The 21,001-nt window shown below is 63.3% G+C and carries 21 protein-coding genes; 8 read left to right on the forward strand and 13 right to left on the reverse strand.

Annotation, left to right across the window (positions count from 1 at the left end; genetic code table 11):
• Positions 1–4 precede the first annotated feature (4 nt).
• Both NDJ82_RS00890 and NDJ82_RS00895 read right to left on the reverse strand, forming a co-directional pair.
• Positions 5–544, reverse strand: a complete 540-nt coding sequence (locus NDJ82_RS00890) for a cytochrome b (RefSeq protein WP_099586673.1) — start codon at positions 542–544, stop codon at positions 5–7.
• A complete protein-coding gene (locus NDJ82_RS00895; RefSeq protein WP_112195996.1) occupies positions 541–1,623 on the reverse strand; it encodes a catalase family peroxidase in 1,083 nt (360 codons plus the stop codon). Before NDJ82_RS00895 ends, NDJ82_RS00890 begins: the two co-directional genes overlap by 4 nt.
• A gap of 170 nt (positions 1,624–1,793) precedes the next feature.
• Here NDJ82_RS00895 and NDJ82_RS00900 point away from each other — a divergent pair, with 170 nt between their 5' ends.
• A complete protein-coding gene (locus tag NDJ82_RS00900; RefSeq protein WP_099586668.1) occupies positions 1,794–2,300 on the forward strand; it encodes a sigma-70 family RNA polymerase sigma factor in 507 nt (168 codons plus the stop codon).
• Positions 2,297–3,034, forward strand: a complete 738-nt coding sequence (locus tag NDJ82_RS00905; protein WP_099586667.1) for an anti-sigma factor family protein — start codon at positions 2,297–2,299, stop codon at positions 3,032–3,034. Before NDJ82_RS00900 ends, NDJ82_RS00905 begins: the two co-directional genes overlap by 4 nt.
• Here NDJ82_RS00905 and NDJ82_RS00910 read toward each other — a convergent pair.
• The 7 genes from NDJ82_RS00910 to NDJ82_RS00940 all read right to left on the reverse strand — a co-directional run bounded on the left by NDJ82_RS00910 (position 3,031) and on the right by NDJ82_RS00940 (position 9,346).
• Complete coding sequence (locus NDJ82_RS00910; protein ID WP_250924958.1) at positions 3,031–3,951, reverse strand: Csu type fimbrial protein; 921 nt, start codon at positions 3,949–3,951, stop codon at positions 3,031–3,033. The two genes, NDJ82_RS00905 and NDJ82_RS00910, sit on opposite strands and share 4 nt — an antisense overlap.
• Before the next feature lie 47 nt (positions 3,952–3,998).
• Positions 3,999–6,344, reverse strand: coding sequence for a fimbria/pilus outer membrane usher protein (locus NDJ82_RS00915; RefSeq protein WP_250924959.1), 2,346 nt, complete (start codon positions 6,342–6,344; stop codon positions 3,999–4,001).
• 71 nt (positions 6,345–6,415) lie between these two features.
• Positions 6,416–7,204, reverse strand: coding sequence for a fimbrial biogenesis chaperone (locus NDJ82_RS00920; RefSeq protein WP_250924782.1), 789 nt, complete (start codon positions 7,202–7,204; stop codon positions 6,416–6,418).
• A gap of 26 nt (positions 7,205–7,230) precedes the next feature.
• Complete coding sequence (locus NDJ82_RS00925) at positions 7,231–7,722, reverse strand: Csu type fimbrial protein (RefSeq protein WP_099586664.1); 492 nt, start codon at positions 7,720–7,722, stop codon at positions 7,231–7,233.
• Positions 7,722–8,264: a Csu type fimbrial protein gene (locus tag NDJ82_RS00930; protein WP_099586663.1), complete on the reverse strand. Its 543-nt coding sequence runs from the start codon at positions 8,262–8,264 to the stop codon at positions 7,722–7,724. The genes NDJ82_RS00925 and NDJ82_RS00930 overlap by 1 nt, the downstream gene beginning before the upstream one ends.
• 18 nt (positions 8,265–8,282) lie before the next feature.
• On the reverse strand, positions 8,283–8,825 hold the full coding sequence (locus NDJ82_RS00935) for a Csu type fimbrial protein (protein ID WP_250924783.1): 543 nt from the start codon (positions 8,823–8,825) through the stop codon (positions 8,283–8,285).
• Positions 8,819–9,346 carry a Csu type fimbrial protein gene (locus NDJ82_RS00940; RefSeq protein ID WP_480450734.1) on the reverse strand — a complete coding sequence of 176 codons (528 nt, stop codon included), beginning with the start codon at positions 9,344–9,346 and terminating at the stop codon, positions 8,819–8,821. The genes NDJ82_RS00935 and NDJ82_RS00940 overlap by 7 nt, the downstream gene beginning before the upstream one ends.
• Before the next feature lie 187 nt (positions 9,347–9,533).
• Between NDJ82_RS00940 and zapE the strand changes: the two genes are divergently transcribed.
• Entirely contained in the window at positions 9,534–10,628 is a 1,095-nt protein-coding gene (gene zapE / locus NDJ82_RS00945) for a cell division protein ZapE (protein WP_250924784.1), read from the forward strand.
• Between the two features lie 39 nt (positions 10,629–10,667).
• Positions 10,668–11,969, forward strand: coding sequence for a protein kinase (locus NDJ82_RS00950; RefSeq protein WP_250924785.1), 1,302 nt, complete (start codon positions 10,668–10,670; stop codon positions 11,967–11,969).
• A gap of 309 nt (positions 11,970–12,278) precedes the next feature.
• Here NDJ82_RS00950 and NDJ82_RS00955 read toward each other — a convergent pair whose 3' ends face one another.
• Both NDJ82_RS00955 and NDJ82_RS00960 read right to left on the reverse strand, forming a co-directional pair.
• The gene (locus NDJ82_RS00955; protein WP_099586659.1) at positions 12,279–12,986 is read right to left on the reverse strand and encodes a YebC/PmpR family DNA-binding transcriptional regulator; all 708 of its coding nucleotides are present in this window, start codon (positions 12,984–12,986) and stop codon (positions 12,279–12,281) included.
• Positions 12,987–13,085: 99 nt separating this feature from the next.
• A complete protein-coding gene (locus NDJ82_RS00960; RefSeq protein ID WP_099586658.1) occupies positions 13,086–13,943 on the reverse strand; it encodes a LysR substrate-binding domain-containing protein in 858 nt (285 codons plus the stop codon).
• A 113-nt stretch (positions 13,944–14,056) separates the two neighbouring features.
• Between NDJ82_RS00960 and NDJ82_RS00965 the strand changes: the two genes are divergently transcribed.
• The 3 genes from NDJ82_RS00965 (at position 14,057) to NDJ82_RS00975 (ending at position 16,680) form a co-directional block, all read left to right on the forward strand.
• Positions 14,057–15,184 (forward strand): 2-aminoethylphosphonate--pyruvate transaminase, encoded by a 1,128-nt coding sequence (locus NDJ82_RS00965; RefSeq protein WP_112196003.1) that lies wholly within the window; start codon positions 14,057–14,059, stop codon positions 15,182–15,184.
• Complete coding sequence (phnX, locus tag NDJ82_RS00970; RefSeq protein ID WP_158876791.1) at positions 15,181–16,008, forward strand: phosphonoacetaldehyde hydrolase; 828 nt, start codon at positions 15,181–15,183, stop codon at positions 16,006–16,008. The genes NDJ82_RS00965 and phnX overlap by 4 nt, the downstream gene beginning before the upstream one ends.
• A 114-nt stretch (positions 16,009–16,122) precedes the next feature.
• Positions 16,123–16,680, forward strand: coding sequence for a cytochrome b (locus NDJ82_RS00975; RefSeq protein WP_112196005.1), 558 nt, complete (start codon positions 16,123–16,125; stop codon positions 16,678–16,680).
• On the opposite strand, the gene NDJ82_RS00980 is transcribed toward NDJ82_RS00975, so the two are convergent.
• Both NDJ82_RS00980 and NDJ82_RS00985 read right to left on the reverse strand, forming a co-directional pair.
• Positions 16,670–17,560, reverse strand: coding sequence for a 1-aminocyclopropane-1-carboxylate deaminase/D-cysteine desulfhydrase (locus NDJ82_RS00980; protein WP_250924786.1), 891 nt, complete (start codon positions 17,558–17,560; stop codon positions 16,670–16,672). The two genes, NDJ82_RS00975 and NDJ82_RS00980, sit on opposite strands and share 11 nt — an antisense overlap.
• A gap of 58 nt (positions 17,561–17,618) precedes the next feature.
• A complete protein-coding gene (locus NDJ82_RS00985) occupies positions 17,619–19,658 on the reverse strand; it encodes an NADPH-dependent 2,4-dienoyl-CoA reductase (protein WP_250924787.1) in 2,040 nt (679 codons plus the stop codon).
• Between the two features lie 212 nt (positions 19,659–19,870).
• Between NDJ82_RS00985 and NDJ82_RS00990 the strand changes: the two genes are divergently transcribed.
• The gene (locus NDJ82_RS00990) at positions 19,871–21,001 is read left to right on the forward strand and encodes a carbon-nitrogen hydrolase family protein (RefSeq protein WP_250924788.1); all 1,131 of its coding nucleotides are present in this window, start codon (positions 19,871–19,873) and stop codon (positions 20,999–21,001) included.

Below are 21,001 nucleotides of genomic sequence, written 5' to 3' on the forward strand. Positions count from 1 at the left end.
GGCATCAGTCCTTGGTGCCGGTCATGCTCTGCAACACGCCATCCCGTCGAATCAGCCCGTGGAACAACGCCGCCGCCAGGTGTACCAGCACCGTCAAAAACAGCAGGTAGGCCAGGAACCCATGGGCCTTGCGCAGCAGCGCAAACAACGGCGCATTGGCCCCGACCAGCGCCGGCAGTTGCACCGAACTGCTGAGCATCACCGGGTCGCCCGCCGCCGAGATCATCGCCCAGCCGAGCAGCGGCAACACCAGCATCAATGCGTACAACACCAGATGCGATGCCTTGGCCGCCAGCACTTGCCACAGCGGCAAGTCAGACGGCAATGGCGGCTGACGGGTGGAAAAGCGCACCGCCAGACGCACAATCACCAACGCCAGGATCGCAATCCCCAGCGGCTTGTGCAGGTGGATCAACCACTCATGGCGCTCTGACACCGACGCCGCCAGGCCTGCGCCGATAAACAACATGGCGATGACCAGCAGCGCCATCAACCAGTGCAGCAGGCGTGCCAAGGGCGCAAAAAACCGAGGCTGGGCATTCATGGTTTCGACTCCTGAGGGGCACTGTGCAACGGGCTGACTTCACCGGCACGGCGCAGGTATGAACTGGCATACGCCGCCGAACGGGCGGCCAGCAGTGGGTCATTGGAGGCTTCGATGCCACTGGGCAGAATCAACGGGTCGAAGTTGATGTCGCGGCAGTCACCGTCGGCCTGTGGTTGGCTGCTTTGCAGCACCAGGGTGCCGGCGTTCAACACCTTGTGCTCGCCGGTCCAGGTCTTGCTCGCGTCGTCGAGCGGGTCGCCGGGGTTGGCCAGGGTCATGTTCAACTGCCAACGCAACGGCCCTGACGCCAGGCGCTGCACCAGGTCTTTCTCAAGAAAGTCAGCAGCGGCCGGCGCTGCATCCCCCGCCGCGTCCTGGCTCTGCGGCACTACGCCCCAGCGCACAGCCTGGCGCGTGCCATCAGCGCTCACCAGGTAAAACGCGTTGATGCCGTTGTAGGTTTCGGTGGCATAGCTGGCCGATGGTTTCGCGGTCTTGACCCACGCCAAAAACGCCGCCGTTTCGGGATGAGAGGCAAAAAATGCCGGCATGTTCGCCGGGTTCGGCTTGCCGGTGGCCGGGTCGGGCGCGCCGGCCTTGAGCATCTGGTAGAACGCCTCGGGCGTGCCCACCGGGAACACCGGCATGCTGTTCATGCCGGTGCGCCATTGCTGGCCATTGGCCTGGCTGAATTGCACAGCGAAGCTGCGGATCGGCACACTGCTGTCCGGCGCATAAGGATTGCCACTCGGCAAGGCAAACCGCCCGACCAGCGGCGTCTTGGCCTCGCTGAATACTTGGGCACTGGAGTACGCACGCGCCTCGGGAGTGCTCTCGAAATAACCGGCCACGCATACGCCCTTGGCATGGTTACGGCGAAAACCAGGGTGTACGCCGTTATTGGTTTCCAAGGCATTGACCAAGGTTTTCGGCCGCAGCCGCTGTGGGTCGAGCGTGCCGTTGACGTAGGCAAAGGCCCCGGCAACGACCGCGACCACGGCACCAATGCCGGCGAGGCGCGCAATCAGGCTCGCCGTACTCAGCGCGGGACGAGGCGGTGATGAGTGATCTACCATGAACAGACTCCAGGGCCAGAGGCCTTAGGGGGTTGAAACATAAGGTCGGAGCATTGAGACGAATGCCAACCGGCTCTATTCCCAGGCCGTGGATTTATTTTTCGCCGCCTGGAATAACCCTTACCGCCGGACGTCTCTCTAGTCCCAGCGTAGTGACCAGCCAGATACCCATGCATGAACTCGACGAACCGTTACGTGAACTCATCCCCAGGCTGCGGCGCTTTGCCGTGTCCCTGACCCGTAACGCCAGCAGCGCCGACGACCTGGTGCAGGCCACCCTGGAGCGGGCAATCAACCGTTGGGCCGACAAGCGCATCGAGGGCGACCTGCGCGCGTGGCTGTTCTCGATCCTCTACCGGCAGTTCCTCGACGCCCACCGCCGCACCCGCCGCTATGCACGCATGCTGGAATTTTTTACCGGCCGCGACGATGCACAGCCATCGGTGGAGCGTACGGTGATCGCCCAGTCGACCCTGCAAGCCTTCGATCAGCTCAACACCGAACAGCGCGCCCTGCTGTTATGGGTGTCGGTAGAAGGCTTGAGCTACAAGGAAGTCGCCGACATCCTCGACGTGCCCATGGGCACCGTGATGTCGCGCTTGTCCCGCGCACGCCAAGCCTTGCGCCAACTCAGCGATGGCGAAATTGCCAGCCCTTCCCTGCGGATACTCAAATGATCAGCCTGCCCCCCAGCGAACGCGACCTGCATGCCTACGTCGATCACCAACTCCTGGAGAGCGATCGCCGTGTACTCGACACCTATCTGGCCGCTCACCCCGAGGTCGCGGCCCAGGTACAGGCCTGGCAGCACGACGCGCAATTGCTGCGCGCGTCACTCAGCGGCGCCTTGCAACAGCCGGCCAACCCGGCGCTGGACCCGGCGCTGATCCGCCAGCGCATCAAGCAGCAATCGCGCCGTCACTTCGCCACGGCGGCGGTGTTGCTGATTGCCGTGAGCCTTGGCGGCCTCGGCGGCTGGCACGCCCGCGAAGCCACGCAAACGTCGATGTTGCCGATGGCCGACGCGATGCAAGCGTTCCGTCTGTTTGCCCAGGAAGGCATCATGCCCGCCGACTACAACGGCCAGGACAGTGGCACCATGCAGGCCTGGCTCGACCGCTACTTCAACCAGGCCCATCGCCTGCCGGACTTGAGCCAGTCAGGTTTCAAGCCGGTCAGCGGCCGGTTGCTCACCACCGAGCAAGGCGCCGCCGCCATGGTGCTGTACGAAGACCCGCACGGTCGGCGCATCAGTTTCTACATTCGCCCACCGGGCCCGAACAACGGTTTCCTGCCCCGTGGCCAGCGCTCGGCGGATGGGTTGCAGGCGCAATACTGGTCTGGCGGCGGCTACAACTATGCGGTGGTCAGCCCCACGGATCAGCCGCCGCCGTCCATGCAGCCGTTCTAGAAACCGACGTCCAACACCACGTTGTCGAGGTAGGTGCCGGCGGGGGGCGTGGTCTGGTCGGTGTAGATTCTGGCGTTGTAGTTGAATACCTGGCTGCCAGTGCCCAAGCCATTACCGGGGTTGACCTCGGCCGTGGAGCTGGCCCGCCGCGCCGCGCCGACACTGCCCCAACGCGTGGTGCCGGCGCTTTTGAAAATGTCGTAGGCCAGGTAGTTGCTGCCCGAGATCATGCGCCGCCGCCCGCCCACACTCAGCGGGTTCTGGCCATCGCTCAGGCCCACGGTGTAGGCGCTGCCTTTGGTGCAGGCGATGTTGACAGTCTGCCCCGTTACGGCCGTGAACCCACTGACCACCGGGGCGCTGCCAAAGCTGATATTGGGCGCGGTGATCTGGCAGTCGTTGGTGACGGTCATGCTGACTGTCAGGGTCGCGACGGCATTGCCGATATCACGCCCCAGGCAGATCCCGCCAAGGCCGATGCCCGAGCAATAATTCCAGTTCCAGGCAATGTTCAACGTCTCGGTATACAGGCCCGCCGCCACGTTGCTGCCAGTGATGCTGCTCAGGTACAGCGGCACGGTTTTCGCCCCGGGCCCCGCGATCAACCCCAACACCTGGGCAATCCCCCCGGCGCCACCAAAATCGAACTGTGTGCCTCGGGTGATCGGATAGCTGCTGCTGTTGTTGCCGTAGAGTGTGTAGCCGATCACGTCACCGGTCGGCCCGACCATGCCGCTCTGGGTCGAGGTGATGGTGGCGTAGAAGTGGTCCGACGGCACCAGCAGCGAAATCAGCGCCGATGTGCAGCGCAACCCGGCGTTGGTGGTCGAACTGGTTTGCGCGGCCGTGCGCACGGTCATCGAACTGATCGAGCCGAAACTGGCCGGCGCGCTGGTGACCACCGAGCACGCCGCCATCGCCGGGCCTGACAGCAGCAGCCCGAGCAGCAGGCATGCCTTGCCCCTCACTGGCACACCAACGGCCCGATCAGCGGCACGCCTTGTTGTTGCTCGTCCACATCGAAGGTCGCCTGGCAGGTACGTCCTGGCCCCAGCGTCACCTGCAAGGTGTTATGGGCCGACAGGTTTTCCAGGTACACCAAACCATCCCAGCCCACCACCGCCTGCTGGCCGCTTTGCTCATGCACCACCAGGCTGCCCAGGGGCAATTCCTGGTGCTGGCTGTCCACCAGCGTGACGCTCGCCGCCAGCACGCGGCGCAGCGGGAATTCCAGCAGATAACCCGCGCCACGGCGCACCGAGACCCGTTGTTCCACGTTGGGGCTCTGCACATTGAGCGGCAGGTTCAGTGGGTCGATTTCATACTTGCCCCGGTAATACGCACTGCTCCAGGGCACCAGCAAATGCCCGTTGCGGTCGGTCTCGCCCACCAGTTGGTTCTCGTAACGCACCGGAATCCCGGCAAAGCCCTGCGTACTCACCACCACAAACGCATCATTGATGCGGTTGGCGGCAAAGGTGTCGCCGCCCATCCACACCAACGAACCGCTGGCATCCGCCCAGCGCGTCTCGGCATCGCTGCTGCCATACACGCCGGCCTGCAGTTGCACCGACTGCAAGCGCCAGGTCAAGTCAGCCTGTCGATAGCTGGGTGCGTCGCCCTGGGCATAGCCCAGGTTATAGCCGAACCCACCTTGGCTGGGCACGGCGCTGCTGTAGTTGATCCGCTGGCGGCCAGTGCCGTCCTTACCACGCTCGGTGCTCAGCGCGAGGCTGCCGTTGAGGTCGAACGGGATGACCAGTTGCGCCTGCATGGCCCAGTTGCTGTCGCCGATCTCGCGGTTGGCCGACAGGTAGAAGCTGGTGTTGCGCCACAACGGTTTGCTCCAGCTCAGGTTGAGCAACCGCGTGCGCGAGTCGTCTGCGGCCTGCACGTCGAAATAGCCCAGGCCCAGGCTGCCGAAACGCTCAAGATTAAGGCTCAAGGTCACCTGTTCACTGCGCTTGCTCAAACTCGCGTAGGGCGTGTCGACCAGCGTCAGGTCGGCGTAGTCGGCGCGCCGTTCGACCCGTTGGTAGGACAGGCTGTAATGGCTGCTGTTGTACTGATAACCCAGGCTCAGTTGCTGGCCGTTGCGGCCTTCGAACTGGCTCTGGCTGAGGGCCGTGTTGAGCACGCCGAAGTGGCCCAGTCGCACGTTGCCACCCAGCCCGCCGAGGGTCAGGTCACTGGACGCTTCGGCGTGGCTTTCCAGGGTCAGGTTGTCGGAATAGCCGTAACGCAACGTCGCGCTGGTCACTCCTGGCCCATAGGAAAAATCCCGCACGGTGTAGTCGCGGCGCAACGTCCCGGCCGCCACCGAAAAATCCGTCAAGCCTTGTTGCAGCAACGTGCTGGTGACGTAGAACGGCACCGTGGTCGACACCTGACGACCCAAGGCATCGGTGGTCACCACCACCGCTTCACCCGCACCGTTGATAAACGGGACGTTGGTCAGGGTGTAAGGGCCAGGTTGCAGCAGCGCGCTTTCGGATTTGTAGCCGTTGATGAACAAATCCACCGACGACGGCACCGCCGCCTCACCGGCAAATTGCGGCAAGGGATAAGTGACCAGGTCGGGGCGCACCGCAAAGTCGCGCGAAAACTGCACCCCGCCCAAGCGCACCGAGCTGCTCCAGGGCAGCGAACCGCTGATTACATCGCCCGCTTCATAGGTGAGCATCCGTTCATCATCAGAGAAGCGCCAGGTGGTGTCGTAACGCCGGTAACCATTGTTGAGGGTACTGTCGTTGATACCGTCGGCCAGGGTCTGGCGGACCTGCCCGGTGTTGGACAACGTGCCCCAGTTGTCGAACAGCCGCACTTCGTTCCAGGCCGCGAGGTAGCTGCCGCCTTCATCGGTGTCGTTGAAATACAGATCGTAGTTGAGCAAGGCGCCAAAGCTGCTCATGGCCTGGGTGCGCGGATAGGTGTTGCGGTTGCCGATGAACTGCTCCTGCAGCCACGACGGCGGTACGTCGATCAGCAGGCGCTGGCCGTTGCTGTCGTAATCGCTGTGCAGGCCGGGGATTGCGTCCAGCGCCACGCTGCCGCTGAGTTCACCGGGCAGCTTCATGCCCACGTCCTGCAGCGCCCCCGCCGGCACATATAGCTGCCCGGCGCGCTGGTCGACGGCAATGACGCGGCCGGTGTCCATCTGGTTGACCACCAACTCCAGAAACAGCTGTGCATCGGCGACAGCCTCCATACTGCTCGGCGGCGGCGGCAGGTCGCCCGCCACTGCCGCGCCCCACAGCCCGCTGACCACCACCGACAGCCATAGATGACGAGCCCGACCACGACTCACCATGGCGTTGTGTCCTTCAATGGACATCTCCATCCGCTTAACACCCGGAGCTTCCGAGCCCCGCTACACCACCCTCAACGCTTCGGCGCAAGGCTCTCCAACTGCGCTGCACCGTTGACGCGAACCTGCAACGGCTGATCAGCCGACACCGCATCCGGAACCGGCCAGCGCATGGTCGCGCCGGGCAGCACATACCCCAATAAACCCTCCACCAGCGGCCGGGGCTGCCCGCTCTGTTTGAACGACGCATCGGTCAGCCGCGCATGCACGGCGCCCTGGTTTCGCACCTCGATGTAGTTGCGCCCCGCCACCGTGACCTTGTGCCAACTCAGGTCCGGCTTGCCCGCGCCTGCCGGATCGCGCTGACGCGTGGCGTCCTCTTTGCTCCACAGCCCCGCGCCGTAGGCGAACAACGGTACCGAGTAGCGCATCTGGAAGCGGATCGCCGCCGCCGTATTCTTGCCTTCCGGCGGCGTAGGCACCTGCAACGGCGAGGGGATTTCATCAATGATGATGCGATAGGCCAACTCCTGGCCCGGCGGCACTTCACGCGTGCGGGTCAGGCGCACCAGTTGCTTCTGCCCCGGCTCGATCCTGGCCACCGGCGGGCTGCCGATCACATCGCGCTGGTTCTGGTACTGCTCGTCGAAGCCGCTCTGGCTCCAGGCAAATACGCGAATCTGCAGGCTCGCGGTTTCCGTGCCGCGGTTCTCCAGCCACAGCGCGCTGGCCTGTTGATCCGCTTCCAGCACCGGGTCGATGGGCCAGATCAGCACCGAGCTGGCGGCCTGCGCCAACCCCGCCGTGCACAACGCCCCCAGGGCCATGCCCGCGGCCCACAGCCGCCGGGAAGGTGAACGCATAAAACCACTCCTTATACCGATAAGCCCTACCACGTCAGTTGCACCTGCAACGTGTCGCTGTACGTCCCCCCAGGCTGATTGCCCGGTAATACCACCCGCCCATAGATCGGCAGGCTGATGGTGTTTGCATCGCTGTACGTCACGCTGACGCTTTGACTGACCCCCAGGCTCTGGCTGAACGCCGCGTCCCGAAACAGCTGGTACGCCACCCGCGCACTGCCGCTGTTGAGCTGCAAGTTGCGCCCGCTGCTGTTATGCAGGCCGCCGTCGACGCTCATGCTCAACGCCACCCCCGGCGTGCATTGCAGGGTCACACCGCCGGTCAGCGCGGCAGTCACGGTGCTGGTGGCCAGGGCCGAGTAACTGCCGTAATTCAGTGCGCCGTAATTGGCGCTGCCGCCAACGATCAAACAGCCCGGCGTAATCGTCGCGCTCACCTGAAAGCTCTGGCTGGTCACCGCCGACAACGGCAGCGGCACCGCCAGCCCACAGGCCAGCAAGGCGCAAAGCCAGCGCATCAGAACGTCAGTTCAACAGCCACGGTGTCCGAGTACGTGCCCGCCGGCAGCCCGGCCTTGCCCACCGCCCGCCCATAGAGGTTCACGGTTTGCGCCACGCCGGTGCTGGTGGCGAGGGTGATCACGCCGTCAATCGCCAGCAGCGCCGAGTGGCCGCTGTCGGTGTAGAAGTCGTACGGCACGAAGTTGCCCGCGCCGTCGGCCAGCGCACGGGTGCCCCCGTCAGACGCACCATCATTCGCACCGGCACGCACCTTCACCGCTGGCGTGGTGCCGCTGGAACACAGGATCGACAGCGCGCCCCCGGTGCCGGTGCCGCCGAGCAATTGGGCGTCGGCATTGGTGAAAAGGCTGTTGGTGGTACCGAAGTTCAGGCTACCGAAGTTCAGGCCGGTGGCCGCTCCGGAACCGTTGACCTGGCAACTGGCAATCAGTGTCAGGCTGGAGGTGATCTGGCCGGTCACCGTGGTGGCCGCATTCAGGCTGGAGGCCATCGCCAGACCCAGTGCGCAAACGCCGAGTCGAGATACACGTGCATGCATGATCGTCATCCTTTTGATTTACCAGTCCAATGTCACCGTCAAAGTGTCGGTATAGGTTCCTGCCGGGAGGGCCGTGGTATTGGCCACCACGGCGCCCCACACCGGGATGGTCATTTGCGTGCCGTTGGTGGCTACAAAACTGCGTTGCTGGCCGATGGTGTAAGGGATACGCCCCAGCGGGTCGGCCATCAGTTGATAAGGGATGGTCTGGCGGCCGTTGCTCAGGCGCCGGGTGGTGCCGACGGCATTGGTGCCGCCGTCGATGGTCACGGTGAAACTGGCGACCGTCGGGTTGCACGAGACGGTCAGCGGCGCATTACTGCCGTCCGAAACACCCGCCGCCAAGGGACTGCTCCACGTCGGCCCCTGGCTGCCGAAGTCCAGCATGGCCGTGCCGCCCGTGGGGCTGACCGGGGCGATTTCGTTACCCTTGCTCACTTCGCAACTGGCGGTGATCACCATGCGCGCCTGGATAAACCCGCTGGCCACCGCCGCGCGGGCATCTTCGGCCAGCAGCAACAAGCCACCCATGGCCACCAGGGTCCAGCCCCGGCTCACCATGTGACCGTGACCTTGAGCAGGTCGGTGTAACGACCGACCGCCGGGATGTCTTTTAGCGGTTCGATCCGGCCATACAGCGGCAGGTCGACGGAACCGGAGTCCGGCACACGGCCGCTCAGCGGCACATTCACCGGCAAGGGGATGCGCCGCGCGGCGTCGGCATAAATGCGATAAGGAATGGGCCTGCCGGAGGGGATGCCCGTGCTCAGGTAACGCACTTCGCCGGTGCCGCCGTTCAGGCCGCCATCGACGCGCATCTGGTACGGGGTGTCGGGGTTGCATTCCAGGCGCGGCTGGCGCTGGCTGATCAGCGCCGCACTCAAGGGCCCGGCCGGGTCATCCAGACGCGGGCCGCTGCCGAAGTCCAATACGCCCAGTTGCTCGATGCCAGCGCTGCGGGTGATGCCCACCAACTGGCAGCCGCGCTGCACGTCGATGCGCACCATCACTTGCAGTTGCGCTGCGTAAACCGTGCTGCAGAGCATTGCGCCCATCACTGTCAATACTGCTCGTCCCTTCACTGCCCCAAATCCTTATACAGGGGTGACTGCTGTGTAGAAGGGTAGTCACTGAGGAAGAATCTGCCAGTCTGGACAGGATTTCCTGCATTCCATGCCTTTTCGAGATGGCTGGCCGCGCCCTTGTGCATTGGTCAAATCGCGGCGAGCGCCCTAAAGTAAGCGACTTCGACACACAGAGTGACTTCCATTGGCCGTGCTTGCCTTGATCCGTCGTTTGCTCGGTAAACCCACCGATGGCCACGACGACTCGCCCATCCAGACGTTCTTTGACACCAAAGCCCGGCAACAGGGCTACACCCTCAGCGCCGGCCAGGCCCAGGCAATCGCCGCCATGGCCCGCGCAACCGGGCTCCTGCTCGCCGGCCAACCCACCCGCAGCCTGTACCTGCACGGTCCGGTAGGTCGCGGCAAAAGCTGGCTGCTGGACGGTTTCTTCCAGGCGCTGCCCATAGCCGAGAAGCAGCGCGTGCACTTTCATGAGTTCTTCGCCCGGTTGCACCGAGGCATGTTCACCCACCAGCAAGCCGACGATGCGCTAGGCGTGACCCTGGATGAACTGCTCAATGGCTGTCGAGTGCTGTGTTTCGACGAGTTCCATGTGCACGATATCGGCGATGCGATGCTCATCACGCGGCTGTTCAAGGCGCTGTTCCAAAGGGGCGTGCTGGTGCTGGTCACCTCCAACTATGCGCCCGAAGAGCTGTTGCCCAACCCGCTGTACCACGAACGGTTCAAGCCGGTGATCGACTTGATCGCCACGCGCATGGAAGTGCTGGAAGTCAGCTCGCCCCAGGATTTTCGCAGCCTGCCCCAGGCCCATACCGTGCAGCGTTTTACCACCGGTCGGTACGTGTGGCCGGGCACATCGGCCCAGCGAATTGCGCTCGGCCTGCCTGCCACCGATGGCCCGGCGCAGCACCTGACAGTGGGCAACCGACAACTCATCTGCCGCCAGCATGACGCCCGCACCATCACCTTCACCTTCAGCGACCTCTGTGAACAACTGACCGCCGTGATGGACTACCTGCTGCTGTGCGAGGATTTCGATCACTGGATCATCGACGGCCTGCCGCACCTGGCCGAGTGCCCGATCGCCGTGCAGCAACGGTTTATCAACTTGGTGGACGTGCTCTACGACAAGGACAAGCACCTGATCCTGATCGGCGAACACACGCTGCAGCAGGCGATGAGCGGCCAGGCCATCGACCTGGCGCGCACCGCCAGCCGCCTGAACCAACTGCAACAAGCCAGCCCGCAACCCATCCACGACCCGGTATCATGAGCGCCATTCACGCCCCTTTACCGAGTGACCGCGCCGTTTATGAATACCCTCGCCCAACTCAAGGCCGGCCAGTTGGCCGGCATTACGCGCCTGGACCTGTCCTGCGGGCTCACCGAATTCCCTGAAGAAATCTTCGGGCTGGCCGACTCCCTGGAAGTTCTCAACCTCAGCGGTAACGCCCTGAGCTGCCTACCCGACGACCTCCACCGCCTGCCACACCTACGTGTGCTGTTCTGCTCCGACAACGCCTTTACCGAACTGCCGGAATGCCTGGGCCAATGCGCAAAGTTGAGCATGATCGGCTTCAAGGCCAACCAGATCAGCCACGTGCCTGCCACCGCTTTACCGCCGTTGCTGCGCTGGCTGATCCTCACCGACAACCGCATCAGCCAATTGCCTGACGCATTGGGCGAGCGTCCACTGCTGCAAAAACTGATGCTGGCCGGCAACCAGCTCGCGGCCCTGCCGGAAAGCCTGGCCAATTGTCACAACCTCGAATTGCTTCGCATCGCGTCCAACTGCTTGACCCACCTGCCGCAATGGTTGTTAGCCCTGCCAAGCCTGACCTGGCTGGCCTATGCCGGTAACCCCGTGGAAATGGCCGTGGAGGTGACGGCAGACGTCGCAACACCGGCTATTGCGTGGACAGACCTGGAATTGGGCGAAGTGCTGGGCGAAGGCGCCTCGGGGGTGATCCGCAAGGCCCTGTGGAAAGCACAAGCCAAGCCGATTGCCGTCAAACTCTACAAAGGCACCATCACCAGCGACGGCTCGCCGCTGCACGAAATGCAGGCCTGCATTGCCGCCGGCCTGCACCCCAACCTGATCAAGATCGAGGGCCGCGTGGTCGACCACCCGGACGACCAGGCCGCCCTGGTGATGGACCTGATCGAGCCCAGCTACCGCAACCTCGCCGCCCTGCCGAGCCTGGCGTCGTGCACTCGCGACATCTACGCACCAACCGCTCGTTTCAGTGCCGATGTGGCCTTGCGCATGGCACGGGGCATCGCCTCGGTGGCGGCACATTTACACCGGCACGGCATCACCCATGGCGACTTGTACGGCCACAATATTCTGTGGAATGACGCAGGGGATTGTCTGCTCGGGGATTTTGGCGCGGCGTCGTTCCATCCCACGGCCGATACCTTGGAGACACGGGCGTTGCAGCGAATTGAAGTGCGGGCGTTCGGGGTGTTGCTGGGGGAGTTGTTGGAGCGGGTTGAGGGTGGGGCAAGCGGTGAACTGTTGGAACTGCAAAGAATATGCTGTCAGCCGGATGTGTTGGCGCGACCGAACTTCGAAGAAATCGAGGCCTTGCTGACAGCCAGCCAGCACCCCTGAACATTGTGGGGGGGCTTGCCCTGATGACAGTCAGTCAAGAAGTAAAAGGGCAAAAATCAACCTGTGGCAAACAGGCTGTTTTGTGGTGAGCGGGCTTGTCCCGCGCTGGGCTGCGAAGCGGCCCCAAAACCTTCACCTCGATTGATTCTGGCACTCTGCGGTGACCTTATTGGGGCTGCTGCGCAGCCCAGCGCGGGACAAGCCCGCTCACCACAGAGTTATGTTATGTATAGGCCTTTGAGAGTTGTGCATATACCTATGGCCATCGGGGGCAAGCCCCCTCCCACAGTTGTCCAGCGATAAGTCCAATCAGCCAGCCAGGCCGACGAACATATCCTGCACGTCATCATGGTTGTCCAGGCCTTCCAGGAACGCCTCGACCTCAGCCATCTGCTCGTCGCTCAACCCGCTCACCGGGTTTTTCGCGATGTAGCCCAGCTTGGCCGACAGCACGGTGAAACCCTGCTCCGGCAAGGCTTTCTGTACCGCGTCCAGGTCGGTGGTTTCGGTGATGAACAGGGTGGTGCCCTCTTCTTCGCCGTCTTCAAAGTCCTGGGCACCGGCTTCAATCGCGGCCATTTCCGGATCGGCGTCCGGGGTATCCGGGGAAGCTTCGATCAGGCCGACATGGTTGAAGTCCCAGGCGACCGAGCCCGAAGCGCCCAGTTGGCCCTTGCGGAACGCCACGCGGATTTCCGCCACGGTGCGGTTGATGTTGTCGGTCACGCACTCGACGATCAACGGCACCTGGTGCGGGGCAAACCCTTCGTAGGTCACGCGGTGGTATTGCACGGTTTCACCGAGCAGACCGGCGCCCTTCTTGATCGCGCGATCCAGGGTTTCCTTGGGCATCGAGGCCTTCTTGGCCTGCTCCACCACCAGACGCAAGTGAGCGTTGGTTGCGGTGTCGGCGCCGTTGCGGGCGGCGATGGTGATTTCTTTCACCAGCTTGCCGAAGATCTTGCCCTTGGCATTGGATGCCGCTTCTTTATGTTTGACTTTCCACTGTGCGCCCATGACTCACTCTCTGATATCCATAGCGCCGAGACGTCTACTGGCCGGCGCTTTGGGGGCAGAGTTTATAGCGCGAGAACGCATCGTTCCACCAAAAAACCCTCAGGGCGCCAACTCGAAAAACGCCTGAATCAAACGCAACGACCGGCGTCGCTCCATGCAGCCGAGCATGTGCCGATTCAGCAGCCCGTCGCCCTGGATCGGCACCGCGCGCACCCGCGGGTCCTGGCTGACCTCCATCGACGACACCACGCCCACACCCAACTCGGCGGCGACGGCCTCGGTTACCGCCTCGCGGCTGTCCAGTTCCAGCAACACCTTGGGCTGAACCTCGGCAGCCAGGCACGCATCGTCGAAGGTACGACGGGTGATGGAGTTGGGCTCGCGCAGCACCATGATCACTTCGTGCAGTTGCTTGAGCGCAATGCCCTCGGCCTGCGTCGCCCACGGATGCCCGGCCGGCACCAGCGCGCAAATGCGTGACTCGCTCAAAGGTTGCAAATGCAGGCCATTGCGCGGTTCCACTTCAGTCAGCACCGCCACATCCGCATGCTCGGACAGCAAGGCCGCGAGGGTTTCCTGGGCATTGCCCAGGCGCAGGTTGACCGTGATGCCGGGGTAGCGCGCACGCAGGCTGGCGATCATCGGCATGACCAGGTGCGGACCGTCCGCCGCCACTTCCAGGCGGCCGGTGAGCAATTGCCGATTGGCCTCCAACAGCGCCTGCGCTTCGTCCACCAGGCCGAAGATCGCCCGGGTGATCGCCGCCAGGCGTGCGCCCTCCTCGGTCAATTCCACCCGCCGTGCCGTACGGCGCAACAGGGGAATCTGGTAGTACTCCTCCAGCGCCTTGATATGCCCGGTCACCGCCGGCTGGCTGATAAACAGCCGCGCCGCAGCTCGGGTAAAGCTGCCTTCGCGGGCTACCGCATCGAATGCGCGTAATTGAAACAGGTTCATGGTTATCGGCCTCACTGATAGCTCGCATAACAACAAACAATTTGATTGATAACAAGCCAAACTGCAATTTAGGCCCCGTAGCTTCACCCCCCGATGCCTTGCGAGAACTTGCGATGAACACTGCCGCGCCGATCCTGCTGACCCCTGGCCCCCTGACCACATCCAGCCGCACCCGTCAGGCAATGCTGGTGGACTGGGGTTCATGGGATGACCGTTTCAACCAACTCACCGCCAGCGTCTGCACGCGACTGCTGGCAATCCTCAACGGCGCGGACAGCCATCACTGCGTGCCTTTGCAAGGCAGCGGCACCTTTGCCGTCGAAGCGGCCATCGGCACCCTGGTTCCACGCAACGGCAAGGTACTGGTGCTGATCAACGGCGCCTACGGCAAGCGCCTGGCGAAGATCTGCGAAGTGCTGGGCCGCGATTTCAGCACCTTTGAAACCGCTGAAAATGAACCCACCACTGCCGCCGATGTGGACCGTTTGCTCCAAGCCGACAAGGGCATCACCCACGTCGCCTTGATCCACTGCGAAACCAGCACGGGCATTCTCAATCCGTTACCGGAGATCGCCCAGGTCGTCAAAAACCACGGCAAACGCCTGATCATCGACGCCATGAGCTCCTTCGGCGCATTGCCCATTGATGCTCGCGACGTGCCGTTCGAAGCCTTGATCGCCGCCTCGGGCAAATGCCTGGAAGGCGTGCCCGGCATGGGTTTTGTCTTCGCCGAGAAGCAGGCACTGGCCGCCGCCCAAGGCAACTGCCATTCCCTGGCGATGGACCTGTTCGACCAGCACAGCTACAGGGTCAAGACCGGCCAATGGCGCTTCACCCCGCCGACCCACGTGGTCGCCGCCCTGCACGAGGCGCTGCTGCAATATCAGGAAGAAGGCGGCCTGCCTGCTCGAAACCAACGCTACACCGACAACTGCCAGGCGCTGCTGGACGGCATGGCCAAGCTCGGTCTGCGCAGCTTCCTGCCGGCCGCCATCCAGGCGCCGATCATCGTCACCTTCCACGCCCCGCAAGACCCGCACTACCAGTTCAAGGACTTCTACGAACGGGTCAAGGCCAAGGGCTTCATCTTGTACCCCGGCAAATTGACCCAGGTGGAGACCTTCCGCGTCGGCTGCATCGGTCACGTCGACGCCGCCGACATGGGCGCCGCCGTCAGTGCAATCGCTGAGGCTTTGCAGGCCATGGGCATCACCCTTACATCCATTGGAGCGCCCGCATGAACTATCAAAACCCCAACACCCTCCAGGCCGTCATCCTCGATTGGGCCGGCACCGTGGTCGACTTCGGCTCCTTCGCGCCAACCCAGATTTTTGTCGAGGCCTTTGCCGAGTTCGACGTGCAAGTCTCTATCGAAGAGGCCCGCGGCCCGATGGGCATGGGCAAGTGGGACCACATCCGCACCCTCTGCGACCAGCCGCAAGTTGCCGAGCGTTACCGCAAGGCGTTCGGCCGTACGCCCACTGACGACGACGTCACCGCCATCTACCAACGCTTCATGCCGTTGCAGATCGAGAAGATCGCCGAACACTCGGTGCTGATTCCTGGCGCCCTCGACACCCTTGCGCAACTGCGCAAGCAAGGCATCAGGATCGGCTCCTGCTCCGGCTATCCCAAGCAGGTAATGGACAAGGTCGTCGCCCTGGCTGCCACCAATGGCTACGTCGCCGACCATGTCGTCGCCACCGACGAAGTGCCCAACGGCCGCCCTTGGCCAGCCCAGGCCCTGGCCAACGTGATTGCACTGGGGATTGACGATGTAGCAGCGTGCGTGAAGGTCGACGACACCGTGCCCGGCATCCTTGAAGGGCGTCGCGCCGGGATGTGGACCGTCGCGCTGACCTGCTCCGGCAACGCCCTGGGCCTGACCCATGAACAGTTCCAAGCCCTGGATGCCACCACCCTGGCCAGCGAACGCACGCGCATCGAAGCGATGTTCGAAGGCTCGCGCCCGCATTACCTGATCGACACCATCACCGACCTGCCGGCAGTGATCGCCGATATCAACCAGCGCCTGGCACGCGGTGAAATGCCGCAAAGCCACTGATAGAGGTCAACACAACGGCATTCGCGTAGGGCAAATCGTTCAAAACAGGCATAGAGTAAAAGGACTCCGTCGCCAAAGAACGGAGGCTTGCCCTGATGAACGAGGAACCCAGCGATGCCGTGGAAAAATTCCGATACGCGCTACAGCACTATGTCGATTGCGCTGCACTGGTTGATGGTGGTGCTGCTGGCGGTGGTCTACGCCTGCATAGAGTTACGCGGCCAGTTCCCCAAAGGCAGCGGCGCCCGCACGCTGATCGTCGAGATGCACTTTATGTTCGGTCTCACGGTGTTTGTGCTGGTGTGGCTGCGCCTGTTTGCGCGCAGCCTGGGGGTAGCGCCGAAGATCCTACCGGCACCGCCGCAATGGCAACGCCTGCTGGCCACCCTGATGCACGCCGCGCTGTACGCCCTGATGATCGGCATGCCGATTGCGGGCTGGCTGATTGTCAGCGCCGAGGGGCATTCGGTGATGTTCTATGGCATGGAATTGCCGCCGCTGATTGGCGAGAACAAGGCCCTGGCCAAAGAGATTGAAAGCTGGCACGTGCTGTTCGGCAAGATCGGCTACTGGCTGATCGGGCTGCATGCCGTGGCGGGGATCTTTCATCATTATGTGATGCGCGATAACACGGCGCTGCGGATGATGCCGGGTAAGCGCGCTAGTCTGTAAACCCTCGCCGGCCTTGCAGGCCGCCGGTGTGCACGAAGATCAGGCGAGTGCCGGGCGCGATGTGGCCGGCCTCGATCTGCTGTTTCAAGGCCAGTAGTGCCTTGCCGGTGTAAAGCGGCTCCAGCGGCACGCCGCAGGCTTGTTGCGTGGCCTCGATAAAGTCGAGCAACAACGGGTCGACCTTAGCGAACCCGCCCCGGCTGGCGCCCAGCAAGTGATAGCCGCCCGCCACCAGGGCACTCACGTTTTGCGCCACACCATGACCATCCGGCACGGCCAGTGCGCCGTACACCGGATGGGCGCCCGCCTCTGCCAGCACCAGACCCGCCAGCGTGGTGCCGGTGCCCGCTGCCAGCCACCACCCGTCGTAATCGGCCCAGCCCAGCTTGCTCAATTGCGCACGGGCCTGCTCAACCAGCACCCCGCAGCCCATTGCGCCGGCCAAACCGCCGCCGCCCTCCGGAACAGGATAGAGATGGGGATATTGCTCACGCCAAGGCAACCAGAAACCCGGCTCATTGCGCGCGCGATAACCACCGTAACCGAGCCAATGCAGCTGCATACCGAACGCCTGCAAATCCTGGACGGTAGGCGTGTCTTGCGGATGGCCGCGCAGCAGGCCGACGGTGGCAAAGCCAAAACGCTTGCCCGCCGCCGCCAGTGCGTGCAGATGGTTGGAATAGGCGCCGCCGAGGCTGATAACGCCGCTGGCCCCGGCCCTTTGCGCCTGGGCCAGGTGTTCGGTGAGCTTGAACCACTTGTTGCCGCTGATCAGCGGGTCGATGCGGTCCAGGCGCAGCACGGCCAACTCGACGCCGTTCAGCCAATCCAGCGCCAAAGGTTCAAGGGGTGCATAGGGAAGCCAATCGAAGGGGCCCATCGGACGGGAACTGTATGAAAAACGGGGCGGTAGTCTAACACCGCCCCGCTCGGGGGTTTTACAGCTCGGCGGCGAGGCGCGAGCCCTGGTTGATGGCACGCTTGGCGTCCAGCTCGGCCGCCACGTCAGCACCGCCGATCAGGTGCACGTTCTGGCCGGCAGCGACGAGGCCGTCGTGCAATTCGCGCAACGGGTCCTGGCCGGCGCAGATGACGATGTTGTCCACCGCCAACAGCTTTGGCTCACCTTCGGCGCCGATGCGGATATGCAGACCGTCATCGTCGATCTTCAGGTACTCGACACTGTTGAGCATCTGCACCTGCTTGTTCTTCAAGCCGGTGCGGTGAATCCAACCGGTGGTTTTGCCCAGGCCGTCGCCGACCTTGGAGGCCTTGCGTTGCAGCAGGAAGACTTCACGTGCCGGCGCATGGCGCTCGGGTTTGATCCCGGCCACGCCGCCACGGGCTTGCAGTTGAGTGTCGATGCCCCACTCCTTCCAGAACGCTTCGCGATCCAGGCTGGTGGACACGCCCTGGTGGACGAGGAATTCGGATACGTCAAAACCAATACCGCCTGCGCCGATCACCGCGACGCGCTTACCTACTGGCTTGCGTTCGAGGATCACGTCCAGGTAGCTCAGCACCTTGGCATTGTCCACGCCGGGAATCGCCGGGGTACGCGGTGCGATGCCGGTGGCGAGGATGATCTCGTCGTAGCCGCCAGCCGCCAGTTGCGCCACATCCACACGGGTGTTGAGGCACAGCTCAACGTGGGTAGTCTGCAGCTTGCGCTTGAAGTAGCGCAGGGTTTCGAAGAACTCTTCCTTGCCCGGCACACGCTTGGCGATGTTGAACTGGCCGCCGATCTCGCTGGCAGAATCGAACAGCGTCACCTGGTGACCGCGCTCAGCCGCCACCGTGGCCGCAGCCAGACCCGCCGGGCCGGCGCCGACCACCGCAATCTTCTTGATCTGCTTGACCGGCAGGTAATTGAGCTCGGTCTCATAGCACGCGCGGGGGTTGACCAGGCAGGTGGTCAGCTTGCCGCCGAAGGTGTGGTCCAGGCAGGCCTGGTTGCAGCCGATGCAGGTGTTGATTTCATCGGCGCGGCCGGCGGCGGCTTTGTTGACGAACTCCGGGTCGGCAAGGAACGGCCGTGCCATCGAGACCATGTCCGCATCGCCTTCGGCGAGGATCTGCTCGGCGATTTCCGGGGTGTTGATGCGGTTGGTGGTGATCAACGGGATCTGCACCGCACCGCGCAACTTGGCCGTGACTTTGCTGAACGCGCCGCGTGGCACTTTGGTGGCGATGGTCGGGATACGCGCTTCATGCCAGCCGATCCCGGTATTGATAAGGGTCGCACCGGCCTGCTCGATGGCCTTGGCCAACTGCACGATTTCTTCCCAGGTGCTGCCGCCTTCCACCAGGTCGAGCATCGACAAACGGAATATGATGATGAACTCCGGGCCGACCGCTTCGCGAACACGGCGCACGATTTCCACGGCGAGGCGCATGCGGTTTTCGTAGCTGCCACCCCAACGGTCGGTGCGGTGGTTGGTGTGGGCGGCGAGGAACTGGTTAATGAAATAACCTTCGGAGCCCATGATTTCCACGCCGTCGTACTCGGCGACCTGAGCCAGCAGCGAGCAGGTGACAAAATCCTGAATCTGCTTTTCGATGCCCTCTTCGTCCAACTCCTTGGGTTTGAACGGGTTGATCGGCGCCTGGATCGCGCTGGGCGCGACCTGCTTGGGGCTGTAGGCATAACGCCCGGCGTGGAGGATCTGCATGCAGATCTTGCCGCCCGCCTCGTGCACCGCGTGGGTGACGATCTTGTGCTTTTGTGCTTCTTCGTCGGTGGTCAGCTTGGCCGCACCAGCGTACACGCCGCCTTCATCATTCGGGCCAATCCCGCCGGTGACCATCAGGCCCACGCCGCCACGGGCGCGCTCGGCAAAATAAGCGGCCATGCGTTCGAAACCACCGGGTTTTTCTTCCAGGCCGGTGTGCATCGAGCCCATCAGGGTACGGTTGCGCAGCGTGGTAAAACCCAGGTCCAACGGGGCCAGCAGGTGCGGGTAGGCAGCAGCGGTCATGGTACAGCTCCACAACGGATCATCACGGGACGTGGAAGGCTCGAATGGCCTGCCATCGATTTATGTCCCACAGACTAAGAGGCCATCCCCTACCGCTCAATGACCGAAACTCACAACTTATTGATCCAAATGCACAGCGCCCCTTGGCAAGCCTCTGCAGGGGCCCTACCCTAGTCAGCGAACCCTGCACCCGGTCTGTTGTCTGTTCCCCCATGCGTAAACTTCTAGCTTTTACCGTTACCCTGGCCCTGGTTGCCGCCATCGCCGCCTATCTGGTCTGGACCCAGGAGCGCCCCGTGGCGCATTACCTGTCGGACCTGCGCAGCACCGTCGCCGTCAACGAAGGCCAGCCTGCCGATCGTGGCAACCTGCTGGGCATCCAGCCGGAGCTGTTCCCCGCCGACTACCAGAGCCTGGAACGCCTGCACCTGAAGCTCGCGGCCTACCTGCAAAACGCCCGTGACCAAGGCCTGATCAACGACAAGACCATCGTGGTGTTACCTGAACACATCGGCACTTGGCTGATGCTCACTGACGAGAAAAACGAGGTGTACCAGGCGCTGCATGTGAAGGACGCGATGCATTGGCTGTCGATCAGCAATCCGCTGCAGTTCCTGCGAGCCTGGATCAGCGCCACCGGCGATGACCGCACCAACGACGCCTACCTGCGCATGAAAGCCCCGGCCATGGCGCGTGACTACCAGGTGCTGTTCGGCGGCCTGGCCAAGGAGTTCGGGGTCACGGTGGTGGCCGGCTCCATCGCCCTGCCCAACCCGAGTGTGAGCCAGGGGCAACTCCAGGTCGGCCATGGTGCGCTGTACAACGCCAGCGTGGTGTTTGCAGCGGATGGCTTGCCGGTCGGCGATCTGCAACGCCAGCTCTACCCGATCTACGACGAGCGCGGCTTTATCGAGCCCGGTGATGAAAATGTCATCAGCGTGGTCGACACCCCGGCCGGGCGCCTCGGCGTGCTGGTGGGCAGTGACAGCTGGTACCCGGACAACTACCGCAAGCTTAACGAACAAGGCGCGCAGCTGATCGCGGTGCCAGCCTTTGTGCTCGGCCGCGACACCTGGGAGCGGCCATGGCGTGGTTTTAAAAGTGTCTCCACGCCGCAGGAAATCAGCCTCAAGCCCGAGGAACTCAGCGAAGGCGAAGCGTGGCGCCGCCTGACCTTGATCAGCCAGCAACCGATCAGCCAGGCCAGCGCCGGCATAAGCGTGTTCCTGCGCGGGCAGTTCTGGGACCTGGGCACTGCCGGGCAAAGCTTCCTCAGCCACAACGGGCAGATCAGCGCCGACGGCGACGCCCGTGGCGCGCGCTTGCTGAATATCTGGCTGTAA

This window comes from Pseudomonas sp. SR18, assembly GCF_023701505.1.
In the GTDB taxonomy this organism is placed as follows: domain Bacteria; phylum Pseudomonadota; class Gammaproteobacteria; order Pseudomonadales; family Pseudomonadaceae; genus Aquipseudomonas; species Aquipseudomonas cyclaminis.

Bases quoted from the DNA above. Each gene is read 5' to 3' on its own strand.
- NDJ82_RS00905 (WP_099586667.1), top strand. From the start codon at position 2,297: ATGATCAGCCTGCCCCCCAGCGAACGCGACCTGCATGCCTACGTCGAT.
- NDJ82_RS00980 (WP_250924786.1), bottom strand. From the start codon at position 17,560: ATGGGCCCCTTCGATTGGCTTCCCTATGCACCCCTTGAACCTTTGGCG.
- NDJ82_RS00895 (WP_112195996.1), bottom strand. From the start codon at position 1,623: ATGGTAGATCACTCATCACCGCCTCGTCCCGCGCTGAGTACGGCGAGC.
- NDJ82_RS00920 (WP_250924782.1), bottom strand. From the start codon at position 7,204: ATGCGTTCACCTTCCCGGCGGCTGTGGGCCGCGGGCATGGCCCTGGGG.
- NDJ82_RS00930 (WP_099586663.1), bottom strand. From the start codon at position 8,264: ATGCATGCACGTGTATCTCGACTCGGCGTTTGCGCACTGGGTCTGGCG.
- NDJ82_RS00935 (WP_250924783.1), bottom strand. From the start codon at position 8,825: ATGGTGAGCCGGGGCTGGACCCTGGTGGCCATGGGTGGCTTGTTGCTG.
- NDJ82_RS00915 (WP_250924959.1), bottom strand. From the start codon at position 6,344: ATGGTGAGTCGTGGTCGGGCTCGTCATCTATGGCTGTCGGTGGTGGTC.
- NDJ82_RS00985 (WP_250924787.1), bottom strand. From the start codon at position 19,658: ATGACCGCTGCTGCCTACCCGCACCTGCTGGCCCCGTTGGACCTGGGT.
- NDJ82_RS00990 (WP_250924788.1), top strand. From the start codon at position 19,871: ATGCGTAAACTTCTAGCTTTTACCGTTACCCTGGCCCTGGTTGCCGCC.
- NDJ82_RS00890 (WP_099586673.1), bottom strand. From the start codon at position 544: ATGAATGCCCAGCCTCGGTTTTTTGCGCCCTTGGCACGCCTGCTGCAC.
- phnX (WP_158876791.1), top strand. From the start codon at position 15,181: ATGAACTATCAAAACCCCAACACCCTCCAGGCCGTCATCCTCGATTGG.
- NDJ82_RS00960 (WP_099586658.1), bottom strand. From the start codon at position 13,943: ATGAACCTGTTTCAATTACGCGCATTCGATGCGGTAGCCCGCGAAGGC.
- NDJ82_RS00910 (WP_250924958.1), bottom strand. From the start codon at position 3,951: ATGGCGGCGTGCTCGGTGGTCACCAGCGCGCCGGCCAGTTTCGGCTCG.
- NDJ82_RS00950 (WP_250924785.1), top strand. From the start codon at position 10,668: ATGAATACCCTCGCCCAACTCAAGGCCGGCCAGTTGGCCGGCATTACG.
- NDJ82_RS00900 (WP_099586668.1), top strand. From the start codon at position 1,794: ATGCATGAACTCGACGAACCGTTACGTGAACTCATCCCCAGGCTGCGG.
- NDJ82_RS00965 (WP_112196003.1), top strand. From the start codon at position 14,057: ATGAACACTGCCGCGCCGATCCTGCTGACCCCTGGCCCCCTGACCACA.
- NDJ82_RS00975 (WP_112196005.1), top strand. From the start codon at position 16,123: ATGCCGTGGAAAAATTCCGATACGCGCTACAGCACTATGTCGATTGCG.
- NDJ82_RS00955 (WP_099586659.1), bottom strand. From the start codon at position 12,986: ATGGGCGCACAGTGGAAAGTCAAACATAAAGAAGCGGCATCCAATGCC.
- NDJ82_RS00925 (WP_099586664.1), bottom strand. From the start codon at position 7,722: ATGCGCTGGCTTTGCGCCTTGCTGGCCTGTGGGCTGGCGGTGCCGCTG.